Below are 25,513 nucleotides of genomic sequence, written 5' to 3'. Positions count from 1 at the left end.
TGCTTCGAGTCCGCAGCCCGACACGGCTTTTTGCCAGAGTATCCGCAGCCCGACCAGGGAAAATGTCGGGAAGTCCATGGATGCCGGGAGAACCCCGACCGGATGCGGCCCTACTCCCTCGTGACGCCTTCGATGACGTCGAGCATTTCCTGTTTGGAATGGACGTCCATCTTCTGGTAGATGTGGCGCAAATGGGTGCTCACGGTCCCCTTCGAGATAAACAGCTCCTCTTGAATGCGGGCGGCCGAGCGGCCCTTGGCGAAGAGGATCATCACCTCGGTCTCCTTGGGCGACAGCTCGAAGGCGGCGGCCACTTCCAGGCAGCGGTCCTGGAAGCGCGGGCGCGGCGTTGCTAGCGGCGTTGACGATTTTGGTGCTTGTAGCTCGGCGGCAGCATTCTTTGAAGAAGCCCTGTCGACTTGCGTCACGGTTCCCGAAAAATTCTCGCTCGACGGATCCTCCGGCTCTTCGGTCAGTGCGATGAGGTCGCTCTCGCGGAACACGAACAAAAACGACAGCAGCACCGCCATGGTGGCGACAAGGGCGATGAAGCTCAGGAACTGCGGTGAGAAGGGGGCGAACCGATCCACAGCGTCCCCCGCGACGGCACCGAGCAGCACGCCGAGCGTGACCATGCCCCAACCGATGCCGAATACGCGGGTGGAGGACAATCGGTAGTTAGCAGATATTTCTGCTAGCAACATCCATATGAGCACATTAAAGGTGCCGTAACCCGTCAGAGCCAGCACGCTCTCGATGTCCTGGGCGCCGGTGAAGATGGGCAACAGCATGAAGAAGAAGGCCATGACGACGATGGCTGCCTTGTAGATAGTACGGGTGCTCTGCTCAGAGCCCAAAAGGGCGGCGCCGTAGACAATGAGCATGGTGATGAGACCAGCACCGGCTAGCGGCCATTGCAAGAGTAAATGGATGCTCAGATTGTTCGAGGAAAGGAACGCTGCGCGCACCATGCCGTCGGCAATGCCCACCAGGCAGGCGCACAAGCCGATGCGCCAGGCGAAGGACTTCAGATCGAACTCGATGGGGCGCACGGTTGGTTGGCGCTTGCGTGACCAGGCGTGCTGCTGCACGAAGAGAATCCATCCAGAGACCACGGGCAAAAGAGCGCAGAGCACGCAGCTGGTGACGGGCGGGAGCATAGCGGTGAGGGAATAGGCAACAGCGGCGAGAAAGAAGGCCAAGGGCACTTCGAAGGTGGTACGGCCTGGTGGTTCGTTGCGGTACAGCTCGCCATAGCCCAAATCGATGATCCCGGAGCCGAGGCCCGTGGTTATCGCCCCTATGATTCCGCAGACGTCGCCTATCATGCCCTCGGCACCCGAGGAGGCCAAAAGGACAGTGCCCACGCCGGTGAGCGTTGGTCCGGCGGCGCGGGCTGTCGGATGCAGCATGAGTTTCACGAAACGATCGCCGGTGAGAGCGCTTCCGAACAGCGCAATGCATAGAGCGCCCGCGGAAACGAGAAAGAACGCTGGTCGGATCGCCTCGCCGCTCCAAGTCATGAAGCTGGCGGCAGCGCCGACGAACATGAGGTACACCCAGGCCCGAATGAGCGCGAAGCCGAATACTCTATCGAGGCCTAGCGGGTGCCCTCCTGTTTCAGCACGATAGGCGAGCAGGTTCTCTTTGATATTGCAGAAATTCATGCGACCCCCCTCGGCGCGGCGGGTGACGCGGCCCTGACGAGACAGCGGATCGCGCCCTGGTCTCCTCGTCGGTCGATGAGGAGAACCCCTGTTGACGAAAGAAATTATACGGCGAAACAAGATTGCCCCATCTCACTTTTTAAATGATATGCAAGGCGATGAACTGGGAAAACTTAAAAATAATGGCAAATATATGATGTGGTACTAGCCTTCTTTTGACAAGATGTGGGCGCTGAGAGCCTCGATGCGGGGCTCCGAGGAGAATAGGAAAAGGAGGAGAGATGGGCAAGCTCAATCTGAGCCGGCGCACCTTCGCCAAGCTCACCGCAGCCACGGCTGCTACGGCCGTTGTCGGCTGCGCGGTGCCCGGTGCCGCCCTGGCCGAGGACGCCGAGGCGCCCAGCCGCGGAAGCGAGATCAAGCGCGTCCGCACCTGCTGTCGCGGTTGCGGCAAGATGGAGTGCGGCGTGTGGGTCACCGTGGAGAACGGTCGTGCGATCAAAAGCGAGGGCGACCAGTCGTCGTTCCAATCGTCGGGCAATCACTGCGGCAAGGGCCAGGCGTCCATTCAGGCGGCCTACCATCCCGATCGTATCTATCATCCGCTGAAGCGAACGAACCCCAAGGGCGAAGACCCCGGCTGGGTGCGCATCACGTGGGACGAGGCCATGGACACCATCGGTGAGAAGTTCACGGAGATCATCGATCAGTACGGCGGCCAGTCCATATTCAACATGTGCGGTACGTCTCGCCAGTGGGTTTACGGCCCCTACTGTTTCTACAAGTGGCTGTTCGATACTCCCAACGCCCATGTGGCTTCGGAAATCTGCAAGGGGCCGCGCCGCCTCATGGGCTCCATCACCTCGGTGGACGGCGCTCCGTGGATGGCGTTGCGTGACGGCCCGCGGGTCTATGTTCAGTGGGGTACCGCGCCGGAGAACTCGAACTACGACGACAGCTGCCGTAACTTGGTCGACCAGATGAACAATGCCGATGTGCACATCTGCATCGACCCGCGTCTGTCCGGCTCTGGCAAAGAGGCCGATTACTGGCTGAACCTGCGCCCCGGCACCGACGGTGCGCTGGCCCTGTGCTGGCAGCACATTATCCTGAAGCACGATCTTGTGGACTGGGAATTCGTCAAGCGCTGGTCGAATGCGTCCTTCCTCGTGGTGGAAGACATGGAACCCACGGGCGGCCGCTACTATGAGCTGTTCACCCCCATGGCGGGTTCGACGGCCGATTCGCCAGCACCCCCGGCCGATGTGGTGGGTACCAAGCTGAAGACGCGCCTTCTGAAGGAGAGCGATGTCGTCGAGGGAGGCAGCCCCCGCAAGTTCTATGCCTGGAACAAGAACGCCAATGGCGGTCAGGGCGGCCTGGTGCTGTGGGACGTGGACACGACCCAATGGGAGGGCTGCAACCACGTGGCTCCCACCCGCGATCAGATGGAGGTCATGTACGCCGGCACTTCCCAGGAGGGATACCTGCCTCCCATCTCCTATAACGAGCTGGTGGAAGCCGGTATCGATCTGGACATGCACGACTCCCATGAGGTGACCCTGGCCGACGGCAGCAAGCACACGGCTCGTCCCGTGTGGTCCTATCTCGAGGAATCCGTGGCCGACTGCACCCCCGAGTGGTGCGCGGAGATCACTGGCCTCGATCCGGCGCTCGTAGAGGAGGCTTGCGTGGTGTGGGCCACCCGTCCCGAGGGACAGACCTACGGCAACGGTGGCATCCACCTGCAGCTCGCCCCCGACCAGATCGGCAACTGCACGCAGTCGGTGCGCGCCATCCTGCACCTCATGTACATGACCGGGAACTTCGACGGGCCTGCCGGCAACCGCGGTCTTACACGCTCGCCCCTCGACGAGCAAGCCACGGGCGTTCCCGGCTCCAACATGCCCCAAGAGGTGAAGGCGCAGCTCATCTCGCTGGGCGTCATCCCCGTGGAGGGTGTCGAGCCGGATCCCATGAACGTGCCCGACCGCATCGAGACCTTGAGCAACATGGTCAGCGCCGACCGCTTCCCGCTTCTGGCCTACTACAACGAGTGGTCCGATGCCACCCGCATCTGGAACGCCTGCATCGAGGGAGACCCCTACCCGCTGAAGGGCGGCATCAACGAGTCCGGCTCGTTCATGAACATGTCCAACGCGAACCTGGCTTGGGAGGCTCTCTCTAAGCTGGATTTCTGGGTGGACATCAACATGTTCCATCACCCCGGCACCGAGATGGCCGACATCATCCTGCCCTGCCAGCATTGGCTCGAGCTGAACAACATCCGCGTGTCCCAGGGCGCCTCGGGCGGCATCGGACTCACCCAGCGCGCTATCGAGCCGCCGGCGGACACCAAGTTCGACTACGACATCAACCGTCTCCTTTTCGAAACCATGGAACGCCACGGCAGCCCGAACGGTACCTGGACCAACATCGCCGGCGACGGGCCGGGCGCCTATCATCATGATGATCGCCTGGAAGACTGGTTCCAGAACAATTCGAAGACCAACCCCAAGGTGAAGTGGGAGCACTGGGAGGACTTCCGTCAGGATTTCCAGGAGAACGGCTGGATCAACGCCAAGGAGATCGAGCCCGACCGCTGGGGCACCTACCGTCGCTTTGAAACCGGTTGGATGCGCATGGGCAAGGACGCTTGTACCGGCAAGCTTTTCACCTGCGATGAGAAGGGCGAGCCGGTCAACAACTTCGGTTGTCCCACGCCGACGGCCCTCGTCGAGTTTTGGCCGCTGCTCTTCGAGAACTACTGCGTTGACCGCGCTAACGAGATCGAGCCGGGTCGCTACGACCTGCTCCATGAGATGATGCCGCACTTCGACGAGCCGGCAAGCGGTCCGGGCGGCGGTCAGGTTGACCTGGAGGAGTACCCGATCATTCTCACTACCGGGCGTCGCATTCCCGTGTACTTCCATTCCGAGCATCGCCAGCTGCCCTGGTGCCGCGAGCTGTGGCCGGCGCCGCGCCTGGAGATGAACCCCGCCGACGCCGAGAAGCTGGGGCTCAAGCAGGGCGACTGGGCCTGGATCGAGACCGAGTGGGGCAAGGTACGCCAGTGCGTCGATCTGTACCACGGCATCGCGCCCGGCTGGGCCAACGCCGAACACGCCTGGTGGTTCCCGGAGCTGCCGGCACCGACCCATGGATTCACACTCTCGAACATCGAGTGCATTTGGGATCCCTATGGGCAAGATACCCATATCAGCTCGCACCACATGCGCGGCGTGCCGGTGAAGATCTACAAGGCCACGCCCGAGAACTGCCCCGACGGCAAGGTCATCCCCTGCGCGCCGGAGGACGGCACCCAGATCATCTGCGATGCCTCCGACCCGCGCCTGAAGGAATGGCTGCCCAACTACGACATTCGAGAGGAGGCGTAGGGCATTATGGCAACGAACGCTATCGTCACCGACCTGAACCGTTGCGTGGGCTGCCTCGCATGCATGGTCGCGTGCAAGGCCGTGAACAACGTGCCTATCGGCAGCTACTGGAACAAGGTGCTCCGCATCGGCCCGAGCCTGAAACCTGGCGCCACGAGCGCCCACGACGTGGAGATGTACTACCTGCCCGTGCAGTGCCAGCACTGCGAGAATCCGGAGTGCGTGAAGGTATGCCCGACTCAGGCATCGCACGTGACCGAGGATGGCACCGTGCAGATTGACAAATCGAAGTGCATCGGCTGCCAGTTCTGCGCCATGGCCTGCCCCTACGGCGTGCGCTATCTCAACGAAGAGGAGCGCGTCGTCGAGAAGTGCACGCTCTGCGAGCAGATCACCGCCCAGGGCGGCCTGCCTCAGTGCGTCATCCAGTGCGGCGGCCGCGCCCGCTTCTTCGGCGATCTTGAGCAGGGCATCGACACCTTCGAGGCGCCGGCGGTGGGCTACGACGTCGACCGCTCCTACGACAACCTGTATACCGGCAACCGCGTGACGCTGGGCGAGCTGGCTGTGGAGTACGGCGATGCCGACGTGCACCATCTGCCTGACGTGGGCAATGGCCCGCACTTCGCCTACATCCTGCGCGACCGCGAATGGAAAGGCGGCGAATAATGGAACTGCAATGGCCCCTTATCTTATTTACCACGCTTCTGGCCTGGGCAGCCGGCCTGTTTGCGGCTCAGTGCGTCTGGGCGCTTCGCGGGAAGGGCGCCCGCGCCCAGATGCCGGCGCTCATCACCTCGGCCGTGCTTCTGGTCGTCGGCGGTATCGCCGTGTTCTTCCACCTGGAGCACTGGGAGCGCATCTTCAACGGCTTCGGCCACATGACCAGCGGCATCACCCAGGAGCTCATCGCCATCGTGGTGCTCGCCGTGGTGATGGTGGTGTACTTCGTGTACCTGCGCCGGGGCGGCGATGAGGCCAAGGTGCCGACGTGGCTGTCCATCGTGGGCATCGTCGTGGCGGCGATTCTCGTCATCGTCATGGGCCACTCCTACATGATGGCCTCGCTGCCCGCCTGGAACTCGCTTCTGCAGATCGCCTCACTGCTCGGTGCGGCCTGCGGCTTCGGCCCGGCCACCATGGCGCTCATCTGCGCCGTGCGCGACGAGTCGTCCGACCTCGACGCGAAGGCGAACCTCATCGGTCAGGCCGTGAACGTGGTGCTCGTGGTGGCCTACCTCATCGCCATGCAGGCCACGGCCGGCTCCTACACGGCGGTGGAGTTCTGGTTCGACCCGACGAGCCCGACCATGGACATCACCCCCGACGGCTCGACGGCGCCCTTCTCCGGCGCATCGCTGGCCTGGGCGGTCGTGGCCATCGTGGCCGCTGTTGCCGGCTTGGGCTCCGCGCTGGCCGGGCGCGCCAAGGGCGACTGGAAGGTGTGGGGCGCCGTGGGCGCGGCCTGCGTGCTCGTGAGCGCGCTTGCCCTGCGCGCGGTGTTCTACATGACCGGCGTGTCCATCTACCCGTTCTTCTAGAGCACGGGGGAGGCCGGTCTCCCGGTCGGCACCCGTAGGGGGCGACCTCGGTCGCCCCTCCCGACTGGGAAACTTATGCTGGTCCTCCCCCGTAGGGGGCGACCTCGGTCGCCCCTCCCGACTGAGAAAGATTGTCTTTGTCGAGGAGGGCCGACCAAGGTCGGCCCCTACGGAAGAGCGGTCGCAGGTCTCCTACTTCGCCCCGATATCGAAAGCCCCCGATGGGCGCGGTTCGCATCCCCAAACCCCTTGCAAACGCGAATCGCCCCCACCGGGGGCTTTCTGCGTTTTCCTGTTTTGCGGAACTCCTTGCTATCGCATGAGAGCAGGGAGTTATAACTGACGAGGGCCTAGAGCCGGGTCCCTCTCTTAACGGCGATCCTGTAGCGGCTGTTTCACGAGCTGATTGCCCGCGGCGCGAGCAAAAGACGCCACCGATCCGCATGCTCCGGACGTTGTTGGTGGAGATGGGCGAAGCTGGGTGTCGGGGGCGCGATCTCTTGAGGGTCAATATTGCATAGAGACCGGTGAAGTAATGGCTTCATTTTCTCTCGTTCGAGCAGGCGGCTTCGTCGAGGCGGTCGAGCAGATCTTGCCGGCTCGAGATACCGATTTTTCTATAAGCATTGGACATATGGTAGTTGACCGTTCCTCGTGCAATGACAAGCGTCTCTTGGATGCGCTCATAGCTCCTACCTCGCGCGAAGAGGAGAAGCACCTCGCTTTCGCGAGGCGTAAGGTGATAGAGGGCCGCAAAGTCATCCCACCGTTCGAACGGGTCCGCTACGGCTTCGGCGTTTGCGCAAGCATCCCCTTCAGCTGAATGATCTGTTGCGGCTTCCTGCATGGTCTCACTTGGCTCTGACCATATGGCCGAGCGGTGGTTGAATACGAGTTGGTAGGCAGCGAAGGAGGCGAATGCCCCGATCAGGCAGAGGGTGTTGAGCTCTATGGGGGACGAGGTGATTCCGCTGAACGCATCTCGAGCAATGGCGCGGGCTATAACAATTTGCAATCCGAGGAACGAGCCTATTGCGCAACCATACACCATATTTGAGCTGAGCTGATAGGCCTGGCAGATCTGAGCAGAAAGAGTCCAGGTGAGTACCGACAATGCCGCGAAGCCAAGAAACAGGGCATAGAACGGTGCCGTATTTTGTATGCCAAGAATTGGAACCAAAAGAAAGGCGAGCAGTACGGTGGCGAATATGATTGTGTAGAGCTGGGTGTCCTTCACCCTTTGCCTACTAGCTACAACGAGAAGAAGTCCTAACAATGCTATCTCGATTAAGGCGGCTGGGGCCGATAGATCTTCAAAGTCGAGAGGTGCGCAATAGCGATAAATGTTGTAGAGCAGATTGATTGCGGCGCCCCAAAGGTTGATGGCGATAATGAACCGAACAAACGGCTGCCATTTTGTTGCCGATTGACTGTGGTCGTGCTGTCCGCTCAGGAGATGGGAGAGTTTGGTTGGTTGAGTGGCTTTCGCTGCGATCGCGAACATGAAAGCCGATCCGATAAGGTAGATCCCGCGCAGAACGGCTTCGAGATGCGGCGGCTGAAGGCATCCTGTCAGATGAATGGCTGACATGAGGAGTTGTGCTGCAATGGTTTCCAGAATGACCGTAGGCATACTTCGCTTGCTAAAGAGAGAACCCCAACCGAGAACAAGAAAAGCAAGACCGGGCGCGGTGAGCAAGGAGCAGATTATACTAATGATGGGGCTGTCGGCAGTGAAGGAAGGAACAATAGTTCCAACTGCAGCTACTGCGCTGAAAACTGGACAGAGTATTGTCGCCTGTCGCCTGATGTCGCGAGATCGACCGACGAAAGCTGCGATGAATAGCAGCGCGGTGAAAGCTACCAAGGTAAGAAAGTCCGCACTGTTTGCAGTGGCGGAGGAGACCAAAAAACCGCTTGCGCTGAACCATGCCAAGAGGAGCGCAAATCCCACGATCCGAGCGCCCTCTATAGCGATGGGCCCCTTTTTCCGAGGACGGGTAGTATTGTCTGCTGTCATGCTCATTCTGCCATTATATCTTTCTTGCTTTCTCCCTACACCCATACGTTTTTCTCGGGGGCGTTTTGGGATAAACAGAGAGTTCGATATGATCACGGCGCATGGCTCTCTTCATATTATTTTGCCAGCGTCGGCATGACGCCGGCGCGATACAGCTAAGGTACAGCTAAGGAAGGGAGATGCTATGGCGATTTGTCACAATGGCAAGGAGGGCGGACTCGTTAGTCGCCGCTCTTTCCTGAAAGGAGGCGTCGCGGTCGGCGGAGCAGCGCTCGTTGGAGGGGTGCTCGGTGGCTGCAGTCCCCAGCAGTCTGGAAGCGATGCCGCGCCTTTGAGTCCTGTTGGGCTTCCGGAGACGTGGGACGCGGAGTCGGATGTGGTAATTGCTGGTTTTGGCGGCGCGGGCGCAGCGGCGGCTTGGGAGGCGCTAAATGCAGGCGCTACGGTAACTATCTTGGAGAAGCAAGGTAAAGCTGGTGGATCTACCAACATCTGCGGAGGTCTAATTTACATGGGCGGGGGAACTCCCACTCAAGTAGCGGCTGGGTTCAACGAGACAACGGATAACTACTATCAATATCTTGTTGCGGCAACGGGACCTGGCGTGAGCGAAGACCATTGTCGTGTTATGGCTGACGAGTCTTTGGATTTGTACCATTGGCTTGTGGACACGCTTGGCGTCGTATTTAAGCCGGGATACAACCCTCCCTGGCCCGAGGAGGAGAATTACGACGCTGGATTATCATGCACGGGCGATGAGTTCAATCTGGATTACGTCGGGTACTGCGAGGCGGTGCCCCACAGTCACTGGGTCGAAGGCTTGACCGATAATTTGGAAGGTACGCTCACCGGGGCAAAAAACGGCTCGGGCTTCTTTGCCCCCCTTCAGAAGGCTGTGGAAGATTTGTCGCCCGAGATTCTCTATAAGACACCTGCCGAACGTCTTATCGTGCATCCTGAAACAGGTCGTGTGGTCGGAGTGCAGGCTAAGAAGGATGGAAAACCCTACAACATTAAGGCCAACAAGGGCGTCGTTCTTTGTACGGGTGGATTCGCTTGCAATGACGCCATGGTTGATCAGTATGTCCCGTATGCTGCCGGAAGCTTCATCATAGGCACTGAGGGGGATACCGGTGATGGCATCCGCATGGGTCAAGGGGCTGGCGCCGACACGCGTCATATGAACTTTGCTTACGGCCAGCTTTCCCACGGTGCTTGGATAGCGCGCGATAGCGTAGTTGGCGGTCCTCTCCTCTTTAGCGCGCTTGTGAATAAGCGCGGCGTACGGTTTATCGCCGAAGACCATTACGCGGGCTCTTACTATGCGCAAGTTGCTCGTAATCCTTACTATTTCCGTGATTATGAGACGTGCTACATGGTTTTCGATCAGCAAACTTATGATCAAATGGAAGAGATTTCCGAGGTGGGCGCCGATGTTATCGTGGCTCAGGCCGAAACCATCGGTGCTTTGGCCGAGGCTCTCCAAATGCCGGCAGGAACTCTCGAGAATACCATTGCATATTATAATGAGTATGCTCAAAAGGGAGAAGACCCCCTGTGGATGAAAAGGCCAGCGTATACGAGACCAATTTCTCAGCCACCTTTCTATGCGGTAGCTGCCACGACGCTTAATGGTCTCTTTACTTATGGCGGTCTCAAGATCAACACTGATGCGCAAGTGCTTTCAGCGATGGACGATTCCCCCATTTCTGGGTTGTATTCTGCGGGCCGTAACGCGAGCGATATTCTCGGAACTGGCTATTGCGGCAGTGGTGCGTCTGTGGCCAGTTGCTATACCTTTGGGCGTATAGCGGGTAGGAAAGTTGCGGGCGAAGAGGCCTGGGCCTAAATCTGCAATTTGTTGCCTCCCCTTGCGAAGGGGGTCGCTGCGGCGGCCCCCTTCGATTGTTGATGTATAAGTTGAAGTGTTGTCGGTTTACGTCCCGTAGCGCTCGGCGACCCATTCTCGGGTGACTTCGGCGAAGGCGCGGGTGGCGGCCGAGGCGGTGTCACGCGAGCGCACGGCGAGCGAGATGCTGCGGGAGCACTCGCGCTCGGCCGGCAGGACGGCGAGGGGGAACAGAGGCCGCGACAGAATGAGACTCGGTAGCACGGAGAAGCCCAGGCCGGCGCTGACCATGGACATGACGGCGTAGTCGGAGTCCACCGTGAAGCGCACGTTGGGGGTGACGCCGTTGGCCTCGAACAGCGCCTCCATCTCGGAGGGGCGCGCATTGCCCTGCAGCTGCACGTAGGGCTCGCGGGCTAAGGCTTCGGTGGGGAAGAAGGGGGCGCCCGCGAGGGGATGGTCCGGCGGCAGCACCACGAGGAGCGGGTCGGTATGCAGCGGCACCGCCTCCAGGTTGCGCCGCTCGGGCGCGATGGAGAAGGCGCAGTCGGCGCGGCCCTCCCACACGGCGTTCACGAGCTCCTCCTCGTCGTCGATGCACAGAAGCTTCAGGTCGATTTTCGGATACTGGTCGAGGAAGGCCCGCGCTATGGAGGGAAACCACTCGATGGCCACGCTCGTGAAGGCTCCCACGCGCACAAGGCCGCCCTCCCGATCGGCAAGTTCGCGCACGCGGGCGGCCAGCGCATGCTCGTCGGCGTTGATCGCCTGCACAAGACCGAGCACTTCGCGGCCTTCGGTAGTAAGATGCACGCCGCCGTATTCGCGCAAAAAGAGCGTCAGCCCCAGCTCTTTTTCCAAGGCGTTCACCAGGTAGCTGATGCCGGCCTGAGTGTAGCCCAGTTCCTCGGCGGCGGCCTTGAAGCTGCCGAGGCGCGCCACTGTGAGGAACGCGTCGTATTTCTGGTTGGCCATAAGGCGCCTCCTGGGGGTGCGGATAAGCCTGCTCTGTGTTGTGCGTCTGCACAATTATAAGACTTTCTTGAAATGTTTTACAAGAAGTCTCGTTTTACTTTTTCCTGCTCGGAGCTTAGTATAGCCATCGTTCCAAATTCAGAGAAAGAACGCCCCAGGTGGGGCTTGGATTTTTGCGCTTTGAAGGAGGTTGCGCGCCGCCATGTGCCGGATGCGGGCCGCGACGAAGCTGAGAGGAGGAGCCATGAGTCATTGGAAGCAGGCGCGTTGGCCGTTCGTGGTCTTCGTGCTCATTGAAGTGGTCATTTTCGGATCGGGCAGCGCTGTGACGAAGTTCGCCTACGACTCCATCACGCCTCTGTGGTGTCTGGCCGTCCGCTTCGGCTTGGCCACGGCGGTGTTCGCGCTCTTCTTCGGGCGCCGCATCATCGCGCGGCTTCGCAGCGTGAAGGTGCGGCTGTGGCTGCCCCAGGCGCTGTGCATGGGTATTTCGTATCTGTGCTGCAACGTGGCGCTCGACCTTACCACCGCCACCAACGTGGGGTTTCTCGTGGCGCTGCCGGTGGTGTTCGCGCCTCTGCTCTCAACGATGGTGGAGCGCTCCCGCTACCCGCGCGCTATCATTCCTTTTCAGGTGGGAGTAGCCGGCGGCCTGTACCTCCTGTGCAGCCAGGGCGGCAGCCTCGCCGTGGGGCCGGGCGAGCTTCTGGCTTTAGGGTCGTCGGTGGCGCTGGCCGGCGCGCTCGTGTTCGGCAAGCAGGCGCTGGCCGAGCTTGACGCTGTGACCGTGGCCGGTACCCAGATTGCCGTGGCCTTCGCGCTGTGCCTGGGGTGCGCTTTGGCGTGGGAGCCGATGCTGGACGTGGCCGCCGTGCGTCCGGTGGCCTGGGGCATCATCGTGTTCTTGGCGCTGTTCTCCACCTGCCTGGCGTTCTTCCTGCAGAGCCTGGCGCTGGATCGCTTGTCCTCCACGACGGTGTCGCTGCTGCTGACGGGCGAGCCGGTGTTCACGGCCCTGTTCGCCTATCTGTTCCTAGGGGAGACCCTCTCGGCCATGGGGCTTCTGGGCGCCGCGGTCATCGTGGGCACCGTGGTGGCCGCCACCTGGGCCGACGGACGCACGCCCACAGCGGCCCCCGAGAAGGCCCCGGCTCCTGCTCCTGCTGCGACGTCAGTTGTGCCGGCGGCGTCGGTTGCCATGGCGGCTTCGGCGGGGGCATCTTCGGCGCCGGCTCCCCTCGTCCCGTTGCGCCGCCGGGCCGTAGCTCCTCCGCGCTTGTTCGTGCGCAGCCGTCGAAAAAACCGGATGGCCGCGTAGCGTTTTCCGGCCTCGTTTTCCGAACTTCTCTTGCCCGCCCCGGTGCGCTTCGGCTGCGCCGGGGCTTTGCCCTACTCCGCCACGATGACGCCGAGGCGCCGGGCCAGGGCGGCGGCCTGATAGACGCTCATCTTCGTGCCGTAGATTTCCGCCATGGTGTCGGAGAGCGCCACGCCCTCCAGCTGACAGGTGGAGAAATCGAGCCCGAGCAGCGGCGTGCGGAAGAAGCTCGTGCCAATGAAGCGGTCGTCGTCCAAGGTCACGTAGCGCAGCTCCATCTCGGCCATGTCGGCGCCGGAGAAATTGCAGCGCGTGGCCGATACGGCCCAGAAACGGCAGCGGTTGAAGGCCCCAAAGTCCAGTGTGCAGTCCGTGAGCGTTACGTGCTCAAGGTTCGCTTCCATGAACGATGCGCCCGTGAGCTTGCAGTTCTTGAAGGTGCAGCGGGTGAAGCCGGCGTTGTCGAAGTAGCTGTTGGCGAAGTCGCATCCTTCGAACACCGTGTCGGTGAACAGCGAACCGGAGAAGTCGCAGCAGGAGAGGAAACAGTTCGCGAACCGGGCGTGGGCCGCCTGCAATTCCGAGAAGTTCTCGTCGGCGATGATCAGGCCGCTCGCGTCGATGGCCTCCAGGGGCTCGTCGGCGCCGCCGCGCAAGTCGTCGGCCTCCAGAGCGCGCAGCTCTTCCGGGATGGTCGGTAGCGACAAGGTGCGCTGGGCCGCCGCCGTCTCGTAGGCGGTTTGGACGGGATCGGGAATAGCGGCCACGGGGGTCCTTTCTTCGACATGGCGATGGTGGTGCGTGAGGGCCATGCTGCTGGTGCGAGCAGCGATCCCTTGACGCTCCGGCCATTGTACTACGTCTACGAAGAGGAGGGCGAGGCGTGGCCGCGGCGTTGCCCTCGGCGAGAGCCTTTGCGGTTCGAAAGCATGAGGCCGGCGATGGCGAGGGCGACGCCGGCGACGATGGGAGCGGTGACGGGCTCTCCGAGCACGAGGGCCGAGGCGGCGCCGGTGAGCGCCGGTACCAGGTAGATGTAGGTGCTCGTGACGACGGCGCCGAGATGCTTCACGGCGAAGTTCCAGGTGGCGAAGCAGGCGGCAGAGGCGAGAAGCCCCAAGAAGAGCAGGTTCGGGACGACGAGGGGGTTCCCGAGAGCTTCTGCGGGAAACGTTCCGGCGAAGGGGAGGGCCGGGGCCATGAACAGGAGGCCCCAAGCGAAGATGCGCTTGGTGGCGGTCAGGGTCTCGTAGCCGGCTTCGGCGATGCGGCTGACAAGGGTTGAGTAGACGGCCCACACGAGCGAGGCGATAAAGGCCAGCCCGCAGCCGATGAGGTTGTCCGCGGCGCTTCCCGTGAAGGCACTCCCACCGCTGGCGGTGCCGACGAGCAGGATGCCGCCCATGGCCAGGACGAACCCGATGGCGAAGCTCGCGGGGGAGGCGGGGCGCTGCCCGCGCGCAAGGGCGATGAGGGCGCAGAAGAGGGGAGAGGTGGCGCAGATGGCGCCGACGGCCGTGGCGCTCGTGAAGGTGAGCGCCACGTTCTCCAGCAGGAAGTAGCAGGCCACGCCGGTAAAGCCCGCCGCGGCAAACAAGCGGCCGTCACGCGGATTCGCCAGGCGCAGGCGGTGCGGCCGCAGGCAGCTGAGGGCGGCGAAACCCAAAGCGAACCGGATGACGAGGATCCAAAGCGGCGTGAGCCCAGCAGCGAGCAGCACCTTGGTGGCGACGAAGGTGGTGCTCCAAACGAGGATGGTGAACAGGGCGAGCGCGTGCGCTTTCATGAGAGCACCTGCCCTGGTGGTGAATCAACTGAGCCTTTCGGGGTTGAAGGGGCCAATGGGGCGCCCTTGACCCGGTCGGCGCCGGCGCTGGATCCGGTGACGGCCCGCTGATAGAAGCCCGGTGTCATCCCCAGGCGCTCCTTGAAGGCGCGGGTCATGTGAGCCTGATCGGCGAATCCCGCTTCGGTGGCCGCCTCGGCGCAGCTGGCACCGACGGCGAGCGCTTCGCGAGCCGACTCTACTCGCAGCGAGGCCAGGTAGCGCATGGGAGTCAGCCCGAAAGATGCAGTGAACGAGCGCAGCGCGCGGTACTTGTCCAGGCCGGCTGCGGCAGCGACCTCTTCCAGACGCACCGTTTCGGATGCGTGGCGGCGCAGGTAGGCGGCCATGGCGTGGGCGCCGTTGCCGGAGGGCGCTGGACGGTCTGCGGCTGCTAGCAGGTCGAGAAGCAGATAGAGCGTCTCCTCCAAATGCGCTTCGTCGACAAAGGGCACCTCAAGCAGCGCGATGATGTCTTCCATGAAAGCGACGGCTTCGGCGTCTTCCACGATGGGGCCGGCGAAGGGCGGGCAGTCGGGGAGATCGAGCAGGGCGAGGCTGTCGTAAACGAGCGGCGCGGCCCCTTCCTGAACGCAGCCGTGGGCGTCGCCCGGGTTTAGGGCGAGCAGCTGGCCGGGGCCCAGGTGATGCCGCGCGCGATTGCACTCCATGAGGCGGTGCCCCTCGCGCACAAGACCGATGACCGGGTAGTCGTGGGCGTGGGGCGCGAACAGCTGGTCGAAGCCGGCGAAGTGCCGGAACTCCACCGCGCCGTCCAGGACGCGGCGCACGGTCTCGCGGTGCCGGGGGTGCTGGGACTGCTGAATATGTGGGGCATGAGTCATCTCCATAACAAGGAGAGATGATAGCCATTTGTCCGCAGATTTCTTGCATGAAATTGCAGCGGCGCACTATGCGGCCTTGCGGATGTTGGAGGCGCCGGGGAACGTCGCGGGCGGTGGGGGCGGATGACGCTGCGACCTACCGCCACCAGGCGATGGCGATCTGGGTACGGTTTCTCAGCCCGCACTTCTGCAGGATGGCCGAGATGTGGTTGCGCACCGTGCCCTCGGACAGGAACAGCGTCTGCGCGATCTCGCGGTTGTCGAGCCCTTCGGCGATGAGCTCGGCGATATCGTGCTCGCGCTGCGTGAGGCCCTCGGCGAAGGCGGGAGTGGCCTGGCTGTTGCCATCGGGGTGCGACGGAGAGCTGTCAAGGGCGGTTCCGACGCCGCTCGCCAGCCGTTGCCCGATGAGCGCGCTCACGCGGTCGGTGACATCGGATCCCAGGACAATCTGGCCTTCCATGACGGAATGCAGCGCTTCGGCCAGACCACGCGCCTCCTGTTTGATGAGGTAGCCGCGGGCGCCGATCGCCAGCGCGCGCACGATGTAGTCGTCGTCGGCAAAGGTGGTGAGGAAGACGATGCGCGCCTTCGGGTGGGCGGCGAGGATGGCCTCACCGGCGGCCAGACCCGACAGATCTGGCATGCGGATGTCGAGGAGCATGATGTCGGGGTGGTGCTCGTTAAAAAGCGCCGCCGCCTCGGCCCCCTTCGTGCCGAGGGCCGCCACGCGCACATTGCCGCGCGCCTCCAGTATCGTGCGCAGCGATTGGGCCACGAGCTCGTCGTCGTCCGCGATGACGACGGAAAGGGGAAATGGGGCGCTCACGGGCGAACCTCCTGGGTTTTGGGGAAGGTGGCGAAAACGCGGGAGCCGGTGCGCGGCGAGGGCAAAGGGCCGAACGAGAAAGTGCCGCCCAAGGCTGCCGTGCGCTCTTCCATCGAGGCGAGCCCGAGGCCGCCCTCACCGACCAGGTTCGCCGCGCGTCCGTTGTCCTCGATGGCGAGCTGATAGAAGCCGGGGAACTCGAGGAGGGAGACGGCGATGCTCGTGGCGCACCCGTGCGTGCGGGCGTTCGCGAGCGCCTCGCGCACGATAGCCACGACGGCAAGGGCGACAGGGCGCGGAAGGCTTTCGGCCTCGAAGGCGAGCGTGCCGATGATCCCCGGGAATTCCCCGATGAGCTTAGCCAAGGTGGTCTGTGGATCGAAGGCCTCGTCGTGCAGGTCGTGCACGCTGGCCCGCACGGTGCCGAGGGCCTCGTGGAGGGTGGCGCCGACCGCCGCCAGTTCTTCGGCAAGCGCCGGATCGTCCTCGTGCGTGACGGCAAGAGCCTCCATTTGCAGCACCGAGCGGGTGAGCAGGTGGCCGACGTTGTCGTGGATCTCCCGCGCGATGCGGGCTCGCTCGGCCAGCACCGCGCAGCTCACTTCCAAATCTTGCCGCTCGGCGAGGTCGCGGGCTCGCTCGGCCAGCGCGAGGCGGTCTTCCTGCACGGCGTCGCGCCATTGGCGGAGCGAGGCGCGCTCGGTTTGAACTTTGGTCGCGCGCCGGGCGGCCAGGCAGGCGAGCGCTCCCAGCAGAAGGGCGGCTGCCGCCAGCGCGCCGCTTCCGGACACTGCGGCTCCCAGGAGGGCCGCGGGCCATAGAAAGCGCAGGGGGCCGAGGTTCTGCGCCACGGCGGCGTAGGCCAGAAGCGGCACGAAGGCGGCGAGGGCCGGCGCGGCAAGTGCGGCGATGAGGTAGGCGGCGGCGATGGCGGGACGTGCGACGCGGATGAAGCGCGCGGCGCGGACGGGGCTTGCGGCGCTGGCAGGGGCCTGGCGCTGCGCACCGCCTTCGCCGCGATCGAGCAGCTCGAGCGCGCCCGTGGCGATGAGGGCGAGAAGCGGCGCCGCTACGGCTGCGGGGGCAGCGGGAGCGAGCAGAAGGAGGGGAAGCCCCAGCCCGAAGAGAACGATCTCGTCGACGATTCTATCCATGGGGCCATTATAAGGCGCACGTTCGCGAAGCAAGGGGCACGTCGACATTCGTGACATTTGGCACTTCTGCGGCGCGGCGGTTCTTGGAATAATGGGGCCATGACCGATAGGGGAAGGAGCGCTCATGGACGGCGAGCTTACGAACGACAGCGCGCGGACCGGCGCGCTGAGGATCGATGGCACGCAGGATGGCGCGCAGGGCGACTGCGCGAGAGACGATAGCGCACGGGCCGGCGCTATGTCGGCGCCCATCGTCGAGGTGCGCAACTTGGTGAAGCGCTACGGAGACGTGGTGGCGCTCGACCACTTCGATTTGCGCATCGAGCCCGGCGAGATCTTCGGGCTTTTGGGCCCGAACGGTTCGGGCAAGACGACGGCCATCAATTGCATATTGCAGCTGCTCACCTTCGACAAGGGCGACATCTGCCTGTTCGGCGAGCCCATGACGCCCACGCGCTACGACCTGAAGCGCAAGATCGGCGTGGTGCCGCAGAACGTGGCGCTGTTCGAGGAGCTCACCGTGCGGGAGAACATCGACTTCTTCTGTGCCCTGTACGTGGACGATCGGCGCGAGCGGGCGCGGCTCGTGGACGAGGCCATCGCGTTCGTGGGCCTCGAGGACTACGTGAAGTTCCGCCCGCGCAAGCTCTCCGGCGGCCTTCTGCGGCGGCTCAACATCGCCTGCGGCATCGCCCACAGGCCCCGGCTCGCCTTCTTCGACGAGCCGACGGTGGCGGTGGATCCGCAGAGCCGCAACGCCATTCTGGAGGGCATCCGCCGCATGAACGCGCAGGGCTGCACCGTGGTGTACACGAGCCACTATATGGAAGAGGTGGAGGAGATCTGCTCGCGCATCATGATCATGGATCGCGGCCGGTCGGTGGCCGTGGGCACCAATGTCGAGCTGAAGGCCCTAGTGGGGGCCGGCGAGCGCATCATCGTGGAGGTGGCGGCGCTTGGTGATGCCGTGCGCGGGCGCCTGGCCTCGCTGCCCCATGTGCGGCGCGTGACCTACACCGAGCCGGAGCTGGTCGTGCAGTGCGAGCAGGGCGGCCACAACGTGGGCGACGTGCTGGGCGTGCTTGCGGACGCGGGGTGCGCCGTGGGCCGCGTCTATGCCGAGCCGCCCACCTTAAACGATGTGTTCCTCGAGATCACCGGTAAAGAGCTGAGGGATTAGGAGCGGGCTATGGGCACGTTGTTCGCAAGCACGTTGCGGGCGCTCGTTCGCGAGAAGAGCCTGTTCATCTGGTCTTTGGCCTTCCCCATCCTCATGGCGACCATCTTCATGTTCATGTTCGCGAACTTGGACGGCGCCATGGAGTTCGACCCCGTGCCCACCGGCGTGGTGGCCGATGAGGCGTGGGGCGCGTCGCCGTTTTCAGCGGTGGCGGAGGCGCTGGGGGAAAGGGGCGACGATCAGTTGCTGGACGTGCGCCGCTTCGCCGATGGGGAGGCGGCCGCATCGGCCCTCGTCGACGGCGAGGTGATGGGGGTGTTCTCCGTCGACGAGGACGGCGAGCCGGTGCTGTCCCTGGCGCCGGGGCTGCAGATCGGCCAGACGACGGATATGGACGCCATCGATCGCAGCATCCTGGAATCGGTGGTGGGCACCTACGTGCGCGACGCCGACCTGATGACATCCATCGCCCGCGAGAACCCCGGGGCCTTCGCCGATCCGGGCCGTCTGGAGGCGATGTTCTCGAGCGTCGATGCGACCGAGGAGGTCTCGCTCACCCACGCCGCGCCCAAGGAGTCGGTGCGCTTTTACTACGCGCTGTTCGCCATGGCGGCCCTGTTCGGCGCCCAGATCGCCGTGGTGGCCGTCTGCTGGACCCAGCCGAACCTCTCGCCGTTGGGCGCGCGGCGGGCGCTGGGGGCCATCGGGCGCACGCGCACGCTTCTGGCGACGCTTCTGGCCTGCTGGCTGCTGTCGTTCTGCTGCCTGCTCATCGCGTTTCTGTACACGCGTCTTGTCGTGGGGGTCGACTTCGCCGGCCGCGAGGGCCTGTGCGTGGCGGGACTGGGCGCCGCATCGCTGCTCGCCTGCGCCCTGGGCACGGCGCTCGGGTCACTCCCCAAGTTGGACGTGGGGTCGAAGACGGGCATTCTCACCGGGGTAGTGTGCCTGCTCTCGCTGTTCACGGGGCTCTACGGCGAGCCCTGCATGGAGCTGGCCGACATGGTCTCGCGGGAATTCCCCGTGCTGGCCTCGCTGAACCCGGCGAAGGCCATCTGCGACATGTTCTACAGCCTGTACTACTACGACGGGCTGGAGGTGTTCGCGGGGAACGTGGCGCTCATCGGCCTGTTCTCGGCTGCGCTGTTCGCCGTAGGGGCCCTGTTCGTGAGGAGGCAGCGCTATGCAAGCCTGTAGATATGCCTTGGAAGTGGCGGCGAAGCATCCCATCTATCTGCTGGTGTACGTGGGCTTTTTGAGCCTCATGGGCCTGTTTATCACCAGCGGCGTGTACCCGCCGGCGACAAGTGCGGGCTATGAGTCGGCCGAGGTGCCCTTCGCGGTGATCGATCGGGATCAAAGCGACTTGTCGCGCTCGGTGGCGGCGTTTCTCGAAGAGCGGGGAACGTCGGTTGAGGTGGCCGACGAGGCGCGGGCCTGCCAGGATGCCGTGGCCACGGGCTTGGTGGATTATCTGCTCATCGTGCCCGCCGGGTTCGAGGAGGGCTATCTGGCGGCGGCCCGCGACGGCGGCGACGGCCCGCGCCTTGAGACGGTGTTCAGCTTCCAATCGATGGCGGCCACGCTGGTCGATACCCAGGTGAACCAGTATCTGGGGCTGGTGCGGGCCGCGGCGGTGCTCGAGCCGGACGCATCGCCGGAGGCGCTGGTGGCCCAGGCCGAGGCCTCCGCGCAGAAGGAGCCGCGCATCGAGGAGGTTTCCGTCCCGGGTGCGGCGGTGGGGAGCGAGGCCTTCGTCTTCTATCTTATGTGGAGCGCCTACCCGCTCACGGTGGCCGTGGTGGTGTCGGTGGGCATTCTCATGGGGGCCTTCAACCGCACCGACGTGCGGCGGCGCGTTGCCGTCTCCTCCACCTCGGGCTTGGGTCTGGGGCTGCAGAAGGCGGCGGCGGGGCTCGTCGTGGCGCTTCTCGTGTGGGCCGTTATCATGGGCATCGGCCTTGTCGCATTCGGCTATTCCGCATTCACCCTCGCACCGGCCGATCTTGCCTGCGTGCTGGCGGTGGAGCTCGTGTTCGTGCTCATCCCGCTGGCCATCGCGTTTCTGCTGGGGCAGCTGGGCTGCGGCGAGAGTGTGTCGAACACCGTGGGCAACATCACCGGCATGGTGCTGACGTTTCTAGGCGGTACGTGGATCAGCCTGGATCTTATGCCCGAGGCGGTGCGCGTCGTGGCCACCTTCACGCCGGTGTACTGGCTCGGCGAGGGCCTGCGCGCGGCGGTGGGCGATGCGACGGGGTCGGCGGCGGAAGACGTCGCGCTTGCGGTCGGCGTGCTCTTGCTGTTCGCGGCGGCCATCTTCGTTACGGCGCTCGTGGCGGGCCGGATGCGCGCGACCAGCGACGACGCCGGCGGCAATGCCGCGGCCGCTGTGCCGAGGTAGCGCCGTGGGCGCCGTGCCGGGATCGCGCCGCACGCTGCGTCGTGGGCGCTGTGCCGCGAGGTGCGCGGGATGCGCTATCGTCTCGGCGCCCTGCTTTCCATTTGCTCCGGCGGGGAACTTGTGGCACAATACGGACTCGCGCATTTAGGCGCGTAATATGTTCGGTCGCGTGGCGCAGCGGGAGCGCAGGTGCCTTACAAGCACAAGGTCGGGGGTTCAAATCCCTCCGCGACCACCATGAATTGAAGCAGAAAGCCCCGGGTTGCCCGGGGCTTTCTTGTTTTTCTGTGCCGCTGCGGATTCGACGTAGCCGTTGTTGAGCGGCAGCAAGGGTAGCCGGGTCTCTGGAGCGAGCTTCGCTGCTCATCGCTGCCGACTGCTGAATGAAGGAGGAGGCTAGCTCGCAGTGCAATTATTAGGGCAGGATGTAGTACACGGAAGGCGATGTGTCATTTTCGGGCTTGTAGGGCTGCGCATTGTGTTCGGCAATGAGCTTCGAGACCTCGCTTTCCGGGTCAGAAATCAGGCCAACCTTGCGGATGCGAGTGGGACACGCCTGCACGCAGAAGGGATCCTTGCCCTGATCGAGGCGGCCAGCGCACAGGTTGCACTTCCCCATGACGCAGCGCTCCTCCTGCAAGACGGGCACCTCGTAGGGGCAGGTATTGCCGCAAGTGTTGCACCCGATGCAAATATCCTGATCCACTGATACAATGCCGGTTTCCTCGCTCTTGTGCATAGCTCCTGTGGGGCAGGCCGCGACGCACGCGGGGTTGGCGCAGTGGTTGCACAAAGTCGAGCGAAATTTCATGTCCACCTTCCCGTCGACCTCCGAGGCGATGTAGGTCTCGCCTTCGTAGTAGTCGATGACGTGGCTCCAGAATCCCTCTTCGGGCACTTCGTTGGCTGTTTTGCAGCTGATGACGCAGGTTTGGCATCCCGTGCAGCTGCGAAGGTCGATGACCATTCCATACTGGGCTGTGCTCATAGCTTCCCTCCTATGCCTTTTCGATCTCGGCGCGCACGTCGTAGAACGCAGCGTTGGTCATGCTGATGGCCTCTTCAACGGGATTCTTGACGTAATGGGTCAGGTACTGGTAATGGCCTTCGGCGAAGTCCTTGGGTTCCCAGCCCTGGGCGAGGGCAATGACGCCCTTGCGAATGCCGGGAGTTACCGCTGCCTTGCACTTGAAGAATCCACGGTCGTTGAAAACGCGAACCATGTCGTTGTGGGCAATACCGCGCGCGTCCGCATCTTCGGGGTTGATCTGAACATGAGGCTCGGCTTCCAGCGTTTCAAGAAGCTTCACTTCCGAATGTTGCGTGTGGACGCGAGCGCGATCGTGGTACTGAATGAACGTGAGAGGGTACTTGTCGGCAAACTGGTTCTCGGGATTGGTCTCGCCGCGCAGATAAGTGGGCACTTGGGCGCCGAACTCGTAGAGCATCTCGGTGTAGAACTCCAAACGACCAGTGGGGGTAGCGAAGACCTTGTCGCCCAATGGGTAAGTAGCGCGATCATAGATGCCATCTTTGCGAGCGAGGATTCCTTCGTTGATTGCCTCTTCGATATCGCATCCTTCGAAGGCGGGGTGATCGCTGTCGAGGAAGGTGCGCACCCATTCCTCGTCGGTTTTGCTCCAAGCGTCCTCTACGCCCATCTTCTTTGCCAGAAGGCTCATGATCTCCGTGTCCGACTTGCATTCGCCGACGCGCTCGATGACCGGTTTGTTGATGCGGATGTAGGGACCGGTGCCGCTGGTGGAGATGTCCCAGTTCTCGAGCCAGGTGGAGGTGGGCAGCACAAGGTCGGAGTATTGGGCTGTCCAGGTATTGAACGGATCGGCGGTCACGATGAAATCGATGGCGGGGAACACCTCGTCGATCACCTTGTGGGCATCGGGGCTCTGGTTGATGAAGTTCGCGGTGGCGATGTAGAGGAAGTCGATTGGCACGGGATCGCCCGTGATGGCCGCGTCGTAGATCTCCGAGCTCTTGAAGACGCGGGCGTTGCGGTACGCTTCGGGATCGGTACTGTACAGGGCTAGGGTGGCGCCCATGAAGGTGCCGAAGGACGCACCGTCGCCCACGGTATCCCACTCGGCCGAGTTCATGAGAGGCGTGTCGGCACCGGATGAGCCAGTGAAGCTGAGAGATGCACCGTCGATGCAGGCGCCGCCGTTGTTACGAGAGGAGCCGCCGCCGGCGCGACCGGTGTAACCGCAGAGGCCGGAAAGTGTCGCGGTCGCTCGGCAGATTTCGTAGCCATGGAAGTAGCGTGAGGAGCCGGTGCAGGTTTGGATGGCTGCAGGCTGAGCCTTGGCATAGTCCAAGGCTAGCTGTTCGATGACGGCGGCATCGACGCCGGTGATTTCGGCGGCGCGGTCGGGAGTCCACTTCTGCACTTCGGCCACCAGATCGTCCATGGTCGGGTGGCACGCAACGCCGTTCACCTCGAAATGCCCGGTGAGCGCCCAAGTGCTTTCGGGGCCCGAGGTGCCGTCGTCCTCGCCCTGGGAAGGTGCAGCTTCCACAACGGTATTGGTGGCGGTGTCCCAAGCGCAGTACGCGCCGCTGTCGGTGTGCAGGTACGTTCCGTCGGCGTCGGAGACGAGAAGAGGTGCGCAAGAATAGTTGGCGAGCCAGGTCTTGTCATGCAGGTCGTTAGCGATGATCACGTTCATCATGGCAAGAACGAGAGCCGTATCGGTTCCAGGGTTGATGGGGATCCATTGATCAGCAATGGCAGCTGTAGAGCTGAGACGCGGATCCAAGACGATGAGTTTCGCCCCGTTTTCTTTCGCTCGGGCAAGGTAGCGGGCAGAGGGAACGATGGTGTCCACCATGTTGGTGCCGAAAAACAAGAGCAGGTTGGAGTTCATGAAATCGAGGGCGTCATGACCGGGATCGGGGTTGCCCGTGACCATCGTGTAGCCGACAGAGGTCGCATGATCGCCCATGATGCCCTCCATGGCCCAGGTGCTTGCTCCCAAGCAATGAGCCATACGCGCTGGGGCAAACCAGTCAAAGGTGCACATGTTGCCTGTGAAGATGTAGAAGCTCGCAGAACGGGGATCCTTTGCGATCGCTGCGCTCAGCTTCTCGGCCATAAGGTCGATGGCCTCGTCCCAGGAAATGCGTTCGAACTCGCCGGAGCCCCGTTCGCCGGTGCGCTTCATGGGGTAGAGAAGCCGCCGATCCACGTCAGTGACGCTCTTGCACCACGACATGCAGCGCTGGCACGCGTGGTTGCGCTCGGGCATGTTCGGTAGCTCGCCCGGCTCGATGTAGACGATCTTGCCGTCACGCTTGTAGCCCTGGATGGTGCAGTAGCAGCAGTTGTAGCCGCTCGTCACCCGGAACAGCTCGAGCTCTTCCTGCTGGGCTGCCGCGATGCTGTCTTTGGTCTCGGGTGCGGCCGTTTCGCTCAGATCGCGCTTCTCTGAGGCGCATCCCGGCAGTGCGATGGCTGCCGCAGCCGCTCCCGCCAGGGTGGCGAAGGTTCTTCGATCCATGGTTGCACTGACACCCTTCTGGCTTTCGGGTGTGCGCGTTTGCGCGCGGCATCCCTTTCTTTCCTCCATGCTATCTCCTCTCTCTCGAAGACGGGGAAGCGCGATCCGTGCGGGTTCGTAGGTTGGGCGATCCCGAAAGAAATGGGCTGGATTCGGGCCGCCCCCGCGGCCTTTGCAGATGTGCTTCCCCTTGGAGCATCATGATAGGAAGCGCCGTTTAGGATTCGATTAAGGAAGTGATTAAGAATTCTTTCCTTTTATTACCGATTGTTTTCACGGTATTCTACACGATGCGGTAGCCGACGCCCCATTCGGTGATAATGTGAACCGGTTTGGAAGGATCCCCCTCGATCTTCTCGCGAAGCTTGCGTATGAAGACTGCGACGACCCCATTGCTGCCGTAGTAATCGTAACCCCAGACCGCATCGAGAATTTGCTGACGCGTGAACACGATGTTGGGGCGTTCGGCGAGCAAAAGGAGGATGTTGTACTCTTTTGCGGTTAGTTCGAGCCTTTCTCCGCGGGCTGTCACTTGCCGCGTTTGGGTATCGATGGATAAATCACCCAGGATGATCGTCGAGCCTCCGTCGCCATTGGCTCCTTCGCTCTTTTCGGCGAAGGCCTGGCTCCTCCTCAGGCACGAGTTGACGCGCATGACCAACTCGGCGGGCTCGAAGGGCTTGGTGATGTAGTCGTCTGCGCCCAGTTTGAACCCAAGGCTTTTATCGATGAGGTCGCGTTTGGCCGAAAGAAGAATGATGGGCACGGTTTGGTTTCGATCCCGAATGGCCGAGCATAGCTCGAACCCGTTGTAGCCTTCCATCATGATATCGAGGATCGCCAGATCGAAGTTTTCCGTTGCGATGACCTCCATGGCCGCCTGGCCGTCCTTGGCCTGCAGAACGTCGTAGCCCTCACGTCTCATGTAGAACGACACCGCATCACGGATACTGGCATCGTCATCGACCACGAGTATTGTCTGCGCCATGGGAA

General features: G+C 62.9%; 19 protein-coding genes and 1 tRNA gene. 9 read left to right on the top strand and 11 right to left on the bottom strand.

Annotation, left to right across the window (positions count from 1 at the left end; genetic code table 11):
• Positions 1-110: 110 nt before the first annotated feature.
• Positions 111-1,667, bottom strand: coding sequence for a helix-turn-helix transcriptional regulator (locus ACYVRU_RS02005; RefSeq protein WP_114539484.1), 1,557 nt, complete (start codon positions 1,665-1,667; stop codon positions 111-113).
• 281 nt (positions 1,668-1,948) lie between these two features.
• Between ACYVRU_RS02005 and ACYVRU_RS02000 the strand changes: the two genes are divergently transcribed.
• Genes ACYVRU_RS02000 through ACYVRU_RS01990 form a run of 3 tightly spaced genes read left to right on the top strand, consistent with a single transcriptional unit; the run spans position 1,949 to position 6,606 of the window.
• Positions 1,949-5,065 carry a molybdopterin-containing oxidoreductase family protein gene (locus ACYVRU_RS02000; RefSeq protein WP_114539483.1) on the top strand — a complete coding sequence of 1,039 codons (3,117 nt, stop codon included), beginning with the start codon at positions 1,949-1,951 and terminating at the stop codon, positions 5,063-5,065.
• Between the two features lie 6 nt (positions 5,066-5,071).
• On the top strand, positions 5,072-5,734 hold the full coding sequence (locus ACYVRU_RS01995) for a 4Fe-4S dicluster domain-containing protein (protein WP_114539482.1): 663 nt from the start codon (positions 5,072-5,074) through the stop codon (positions 5,732-5,734).
• A complete protein-coding gene (locus ACYVRU_RS01990) occupies positions 5,734-6,606 on the top strand; it encodes a dimethyl sulfoxide reductase anchor subunit family protein (RefSeq protein ID WP_114539481.1) in 873 nt (290 codons plus the stop codon). Before ACYVRU_RS01995 ends, ACYVRU_RS01990 begins: the two co-directional genes overlap by 1 nt.
• A 541-nt stretch (positions 6,607-7,147) precedes the next feature.
• Here the strand turns inward: ACYVRU_RS01990 and ACYVRU_RS01985 are convergent.
• The gene (locus tag ACYVRU_RS01985) at positions 7,148-8,632 is read right to left on the bottom strand and encodes a LuxR C-terminal-related transcriptional regulator (protein WP_181815538.1); all 1,485 of its coding nucleotides are present in this window, start codon (positions 8,630-8,632) and stop codon (positions 7,148-7,150) included.
• A gap of 178 nt (positions 8,633-8,810) precedes the next feature.
• Here ACYVRU_RS01985 and ACYVRU_RS01980 point away from each other — a divergent pair, with 178 nt between their 5' ends.
• Positions 8,811-10,475 carry an FAD-dependent oxidoreductase gene (locus tag ACYVRU_RS01980; protein WP_114539479.1) on the top strand — a complete coding sequence of 555 codons (1,665 nt, stop codon included), beginning with the start codon at positions 8,811-8,813 and terminating at the stop codon, positions 10,473-10,475.
• Positions 10,476-10,562: 87 nt separating this feature from the next.
• Here the strand turns inward: ACYVRU_RS01980 and ACYVRU_RS01975 are convergent, their stop codons facing one another.
• A complete protein-coding gene (locus tag ACYVRU_RS01975) occupies positions 10,563-11,450 on the bottom strand; it encodes a LysR family transcriptional regulator (RefSeq protein ID WP_114548852.1) in 888 nt (295 codons plus the stop codon).
• Between the two features lie 244 nt (positions 11,451-11,694).
• Here ACYVRU_RS01975 and ACYVRU_RS01970 point away from each other — a divergent pair, with 244 nt between their 5' ends.
• Entirely contained in the window at positions 11,695-12,768 is a 1,074-nt protein-coding gene (locus ACYVRU_RS01970; RefSeq protein ID WP_451917966.1) for a DMT family transporter, read from the top strand.
• Positions 12,769-12,839: 71 nt separating this feature from the next.
• Here the strand turns inward: ACYVRU_RS01970 and ACYVRU_RS01965 are convergent, their stop codons facing one another.
• The 5 genes from ACYVRU_RS01965 to ACYVRU_RS01945 form a co-directional block, all read right to left on the bottom strand.
• Positions 12,840-13,535, bottom strand: a complete 696-nt coding sequence (locus tag ACYVRU_RS01965) for a pentapeptide repeat-containing protein (protein WP_461185674.1) — start codon at positions 13,533-13,535, stop codon at positions 12,840-12,842.
• Between the two features lie 95 nt (positions 13,536-13,630).
• Positions 13,631-14,554 (bottom strand): DMT family transporter, encoded by a 924-nt coding sequence (locus ACYVRU_RS01960; RefSeq protein WP_451917964.1) that lies wholly within the window; start codon positions 14,552-14,554, stop codon positions 13,631-13,633.
• Positions 14,551-15,438 (bottom strand): helix-turn-helix domain-containing protein, encoded by an 888-nt coding sequence (locus ACYVRU_RS01955; RefSeq protein ID WP_461185673.1) that lies wholly within the window; start codon positions 15,436-15,438, stop codon positions 14,551-14,553. The genes ACYVRU_RS01960 and ACYVRU_RS01955 overlap by 4 nt, the downstream gene beginning before the upstream one ends.
• Before the next feature lie 136 nt (positions 15,439-15,574).
• The gene (locus tag ACYVRU_RS01950; RefSeq protein WP_461185672.1) at positions 15,575-16,267 is read right to left on the bottom strand and encodes a response regulator; all 693 of its coding nucleotides are present in this window, start codon (positions 16,265-16,267) and stop codon (positions 15,575-15,577) included.
• A complete protein-coding gene (locus ACYVRU_RS01945) occupies positions 16,264-17,421 on the bottom strand; it encodes a sensor histidine kinase (protein ID WP_461185671.1) in 1,158 nt (385 codons plus the stop codon). The genes ACYVRU_RS01950 and ACYVRU_RS01945 overlap by 4 nt, the downstream gene beginning before the upstream one ends.
• Positions 17,422-17,545: 124 nt before the next feature.
• Here ACYVRU_RS01945 and ACYVRU_RS01940 point away from each other — a divergent pair, with 124 nt between their 5' ends.
• From ACYVRU_RS01940 to ACYVRU_RS01925, 4 genes are all read left to right on the top strand, one after another.
• Positions 17,546-18,601: an ABC transporter ATP-binding protein gene (locus tag ACYVRU_RS01940; protein WP_418693996.1), complete on the top strand. Its 1,056-nt coding sequence runs from the start codon at positions 17,546-17,548 to the stop codon at positions 18,599-18,601.
• A 9-nt stretch (positions 18,602-18,610) separates the two neighbouring features.
• On the top strand, positions 18,611-19,798 hold the full coding sequence (locus ACYVRU_RS01935) for an ABC transporter permease (RefSeq protein ID WP_161127571.1): 1,188 nt from the start codon (positions 18,611-18,613) through the stop codon (positions 19,796-19,798).
• Complete coding sequence (locus ACYVRU_RS01930) at positions 19,785-21,005, top strand: ABC transporter permease (RefSeq protein ID WP_417175195.1); 1,221 nt, start codon at positions 19,785-19,787, stop codon at positions 21,003-21,005. Before ACYVRU_RS01935 ends, ACYVRU_RS01930 begins: the two co-directional genes overlap by 14 nt.
• 163 nt (positions 21,006-21,168) lie before the next feature.
• Positions 21,169-21,243: transfer RNA gene (locus ACYVRU_RS01925), tRNA-Val, on the top strand.
• A 177-nt stretch (positions 21,244-21,420) separates the two neighbouring features.
• Here the strand turns inward: ACYVRU_RS01925 and ACYVRU_RS01920 are convergent.
• From ACYVRU_RS01920 to ACYVRU_RS01910, 3 genes are all read right to left on the bottom strand, one after another.
• A complete protein-coding gene (locus ACYVRU_RS01920) occupies positions 21,421-21,993 on the bottom strand; it encodes a 4Fe-4S dicluster domain-containing protein (protein ID WP_227070423.1) in 573 nt (190 codons plus the stop codon).
• A 10-nt stretch (positions 21,994-22,003) separates the two neighbouring features.
• Positions 22,004-24,520, bottom strand: a complete 2,517-nt coding sequence (locus ACYVRU_RS01915) for a molybdopterin-containing oxidoreductase family protein (RefSeq protein WP_417175196.1) — start codon at positions 24,518-24,520, stop codon at positions 22,004-22,006.
• 283 nt (positions 24,521-24,803) lie between these two features.
• The gene (locus ACYVRU_RS01910) at positions 24,804-25,508 is read right to left on the bottom strand and encodes a response regulator transcription factor (RefSeq protein ID WP_227070421.1); all 705 of its coding nucleotides are present in this window, start codon (positions 25,506-25,508) and stop codon (positions 24,804-24,806) included.
• Positions 25,509-25,513 lie beyond the last annotated feature (5 nt).

It is taken from the genome of Adlercreutzia sp. CNCM I-6216 (genome assembly GCF_977113345.1).
This window is presented reverse-complemented; position numbering and strand designations above follow the sequence as displayed.

Coding starts and splice junctions, on each gene's coding strand:
- ACYVRU_RS02005 (WP_114539484.1), bottom strand. CDS start 1,667: ATGAATTTCTGCAATATCAAAGAGAACCTGCTCGCCTATCGTGCTGAA.
- ACYVRU_RS02000 (WP_114539483.1), top strand. CDS start 1,949: ATGGGCAAGCTCAATCTGAGCCGGCGCACCTTCGCCAAGCTCACCGCA.
- ACYVRU_RS01995 (WP_114539482.1), top strand. CDS start 5,072: ATGGCAACGAACGCTATCGTCACCGACCTGAACCGTTGCGTGGGCTGC.
- ACYVRU_RS01990 (WP_114539481.1), top strand. CDS start 5,734: ATGGAACTGCAATGGCCCCTTATCTTATTTACCACGCTTCTGGCCTGG.
- ACYVRU_RS01985 (WP_181815538.1), bottom strand. CDS start 8,632: ATGAGCATGACAGCAGACAATACTACCCGTCCTCGGAAAAAGGGGCCC.
- ACYVRU_RS01980 (WP_114539479.1), top strand. CDS start 8,811: ATGGCGATTTGTCACAATGGCAAGGAGGGCGGACTCGTTAGTCGCCGC.
- ACYVRU_RS01975 (WP_114548852.1), bottom strand. CDS start 11,450: ATGGCCAACCAGAAATACGACGCGTTCCTCACAGTGGCGCGCCTCGGC.
- ACYVRU_RS01970 (WP_451917966.1), top strand. CDS start 11,695: ATGAGTCATTGGAAGCAGGCGCGTTGGCCGTTCGTGGTCTTCGTGCTC.
- ACYVRU_RS01960 (WP_451917964.1), bottom strand. CDS start 14,554: ATGAAAGCGCACGCGCTCGCCCTGTTCACCATCCTCGTTTGGAGCACC.
- ACYVRU_RS01955 (WP_461185673.1), bottom strand. CDS start 15,438: ATGACTCATGCCCCACATATTCAGCAGTCCCAGCACCCCCGGCACCGC.
- ACYVRU_RS01945 (WP_461185671.1), bottom strand. CDS start 17,421: ATGGATAGAATCGTCGACGAGATCGTTCTCTTCGGGCTGGGGCTTCCC.
- ACYVRU_RS01940 (WP_418693996.1), top strand. CDS start 17,546: ATGGACGGCGAGCTTACGAACGACAGCGCGCGGACCGGCGCGCTGAGG.
- ACYVRU_RS01935 (WP_161127571.1), top strand. CDS start 18,611: ATGGGCACGTTGTTCGCAAGCACGTTGCGGGCGCTCGTTCGCGAGAAG.
- ACYVRU_RS01930 (WP_417175195.1), top strand. CDS start 19,785: ATGCAAGCCTGTAGATATGCCTTGGAAGTGGCGGCGAAGCATCCCATC.
- ACYVRU_RS01920 (WP_227070423.1), bottom strand. CDS start 21,993: ATGAGCACAGCCCAGTATGGAATGGTCATCGACCTTCGCAGCTGCACG.
- ACYVRU_RS01915 (WP_417175196.1), bottom strand. CDS start 24,520: ATGGATCGAAGAACCTTCGCCACCCTGGCGGGAGCGGCTGCGGCAGCC.
- ACYVRU_RS01910 (WP_227070421.1), bottom strand. CDS start 25,508: ATGGCGCAGACAATACTCGTGGTCGATGACGATGCCAGTATCCGTGAT.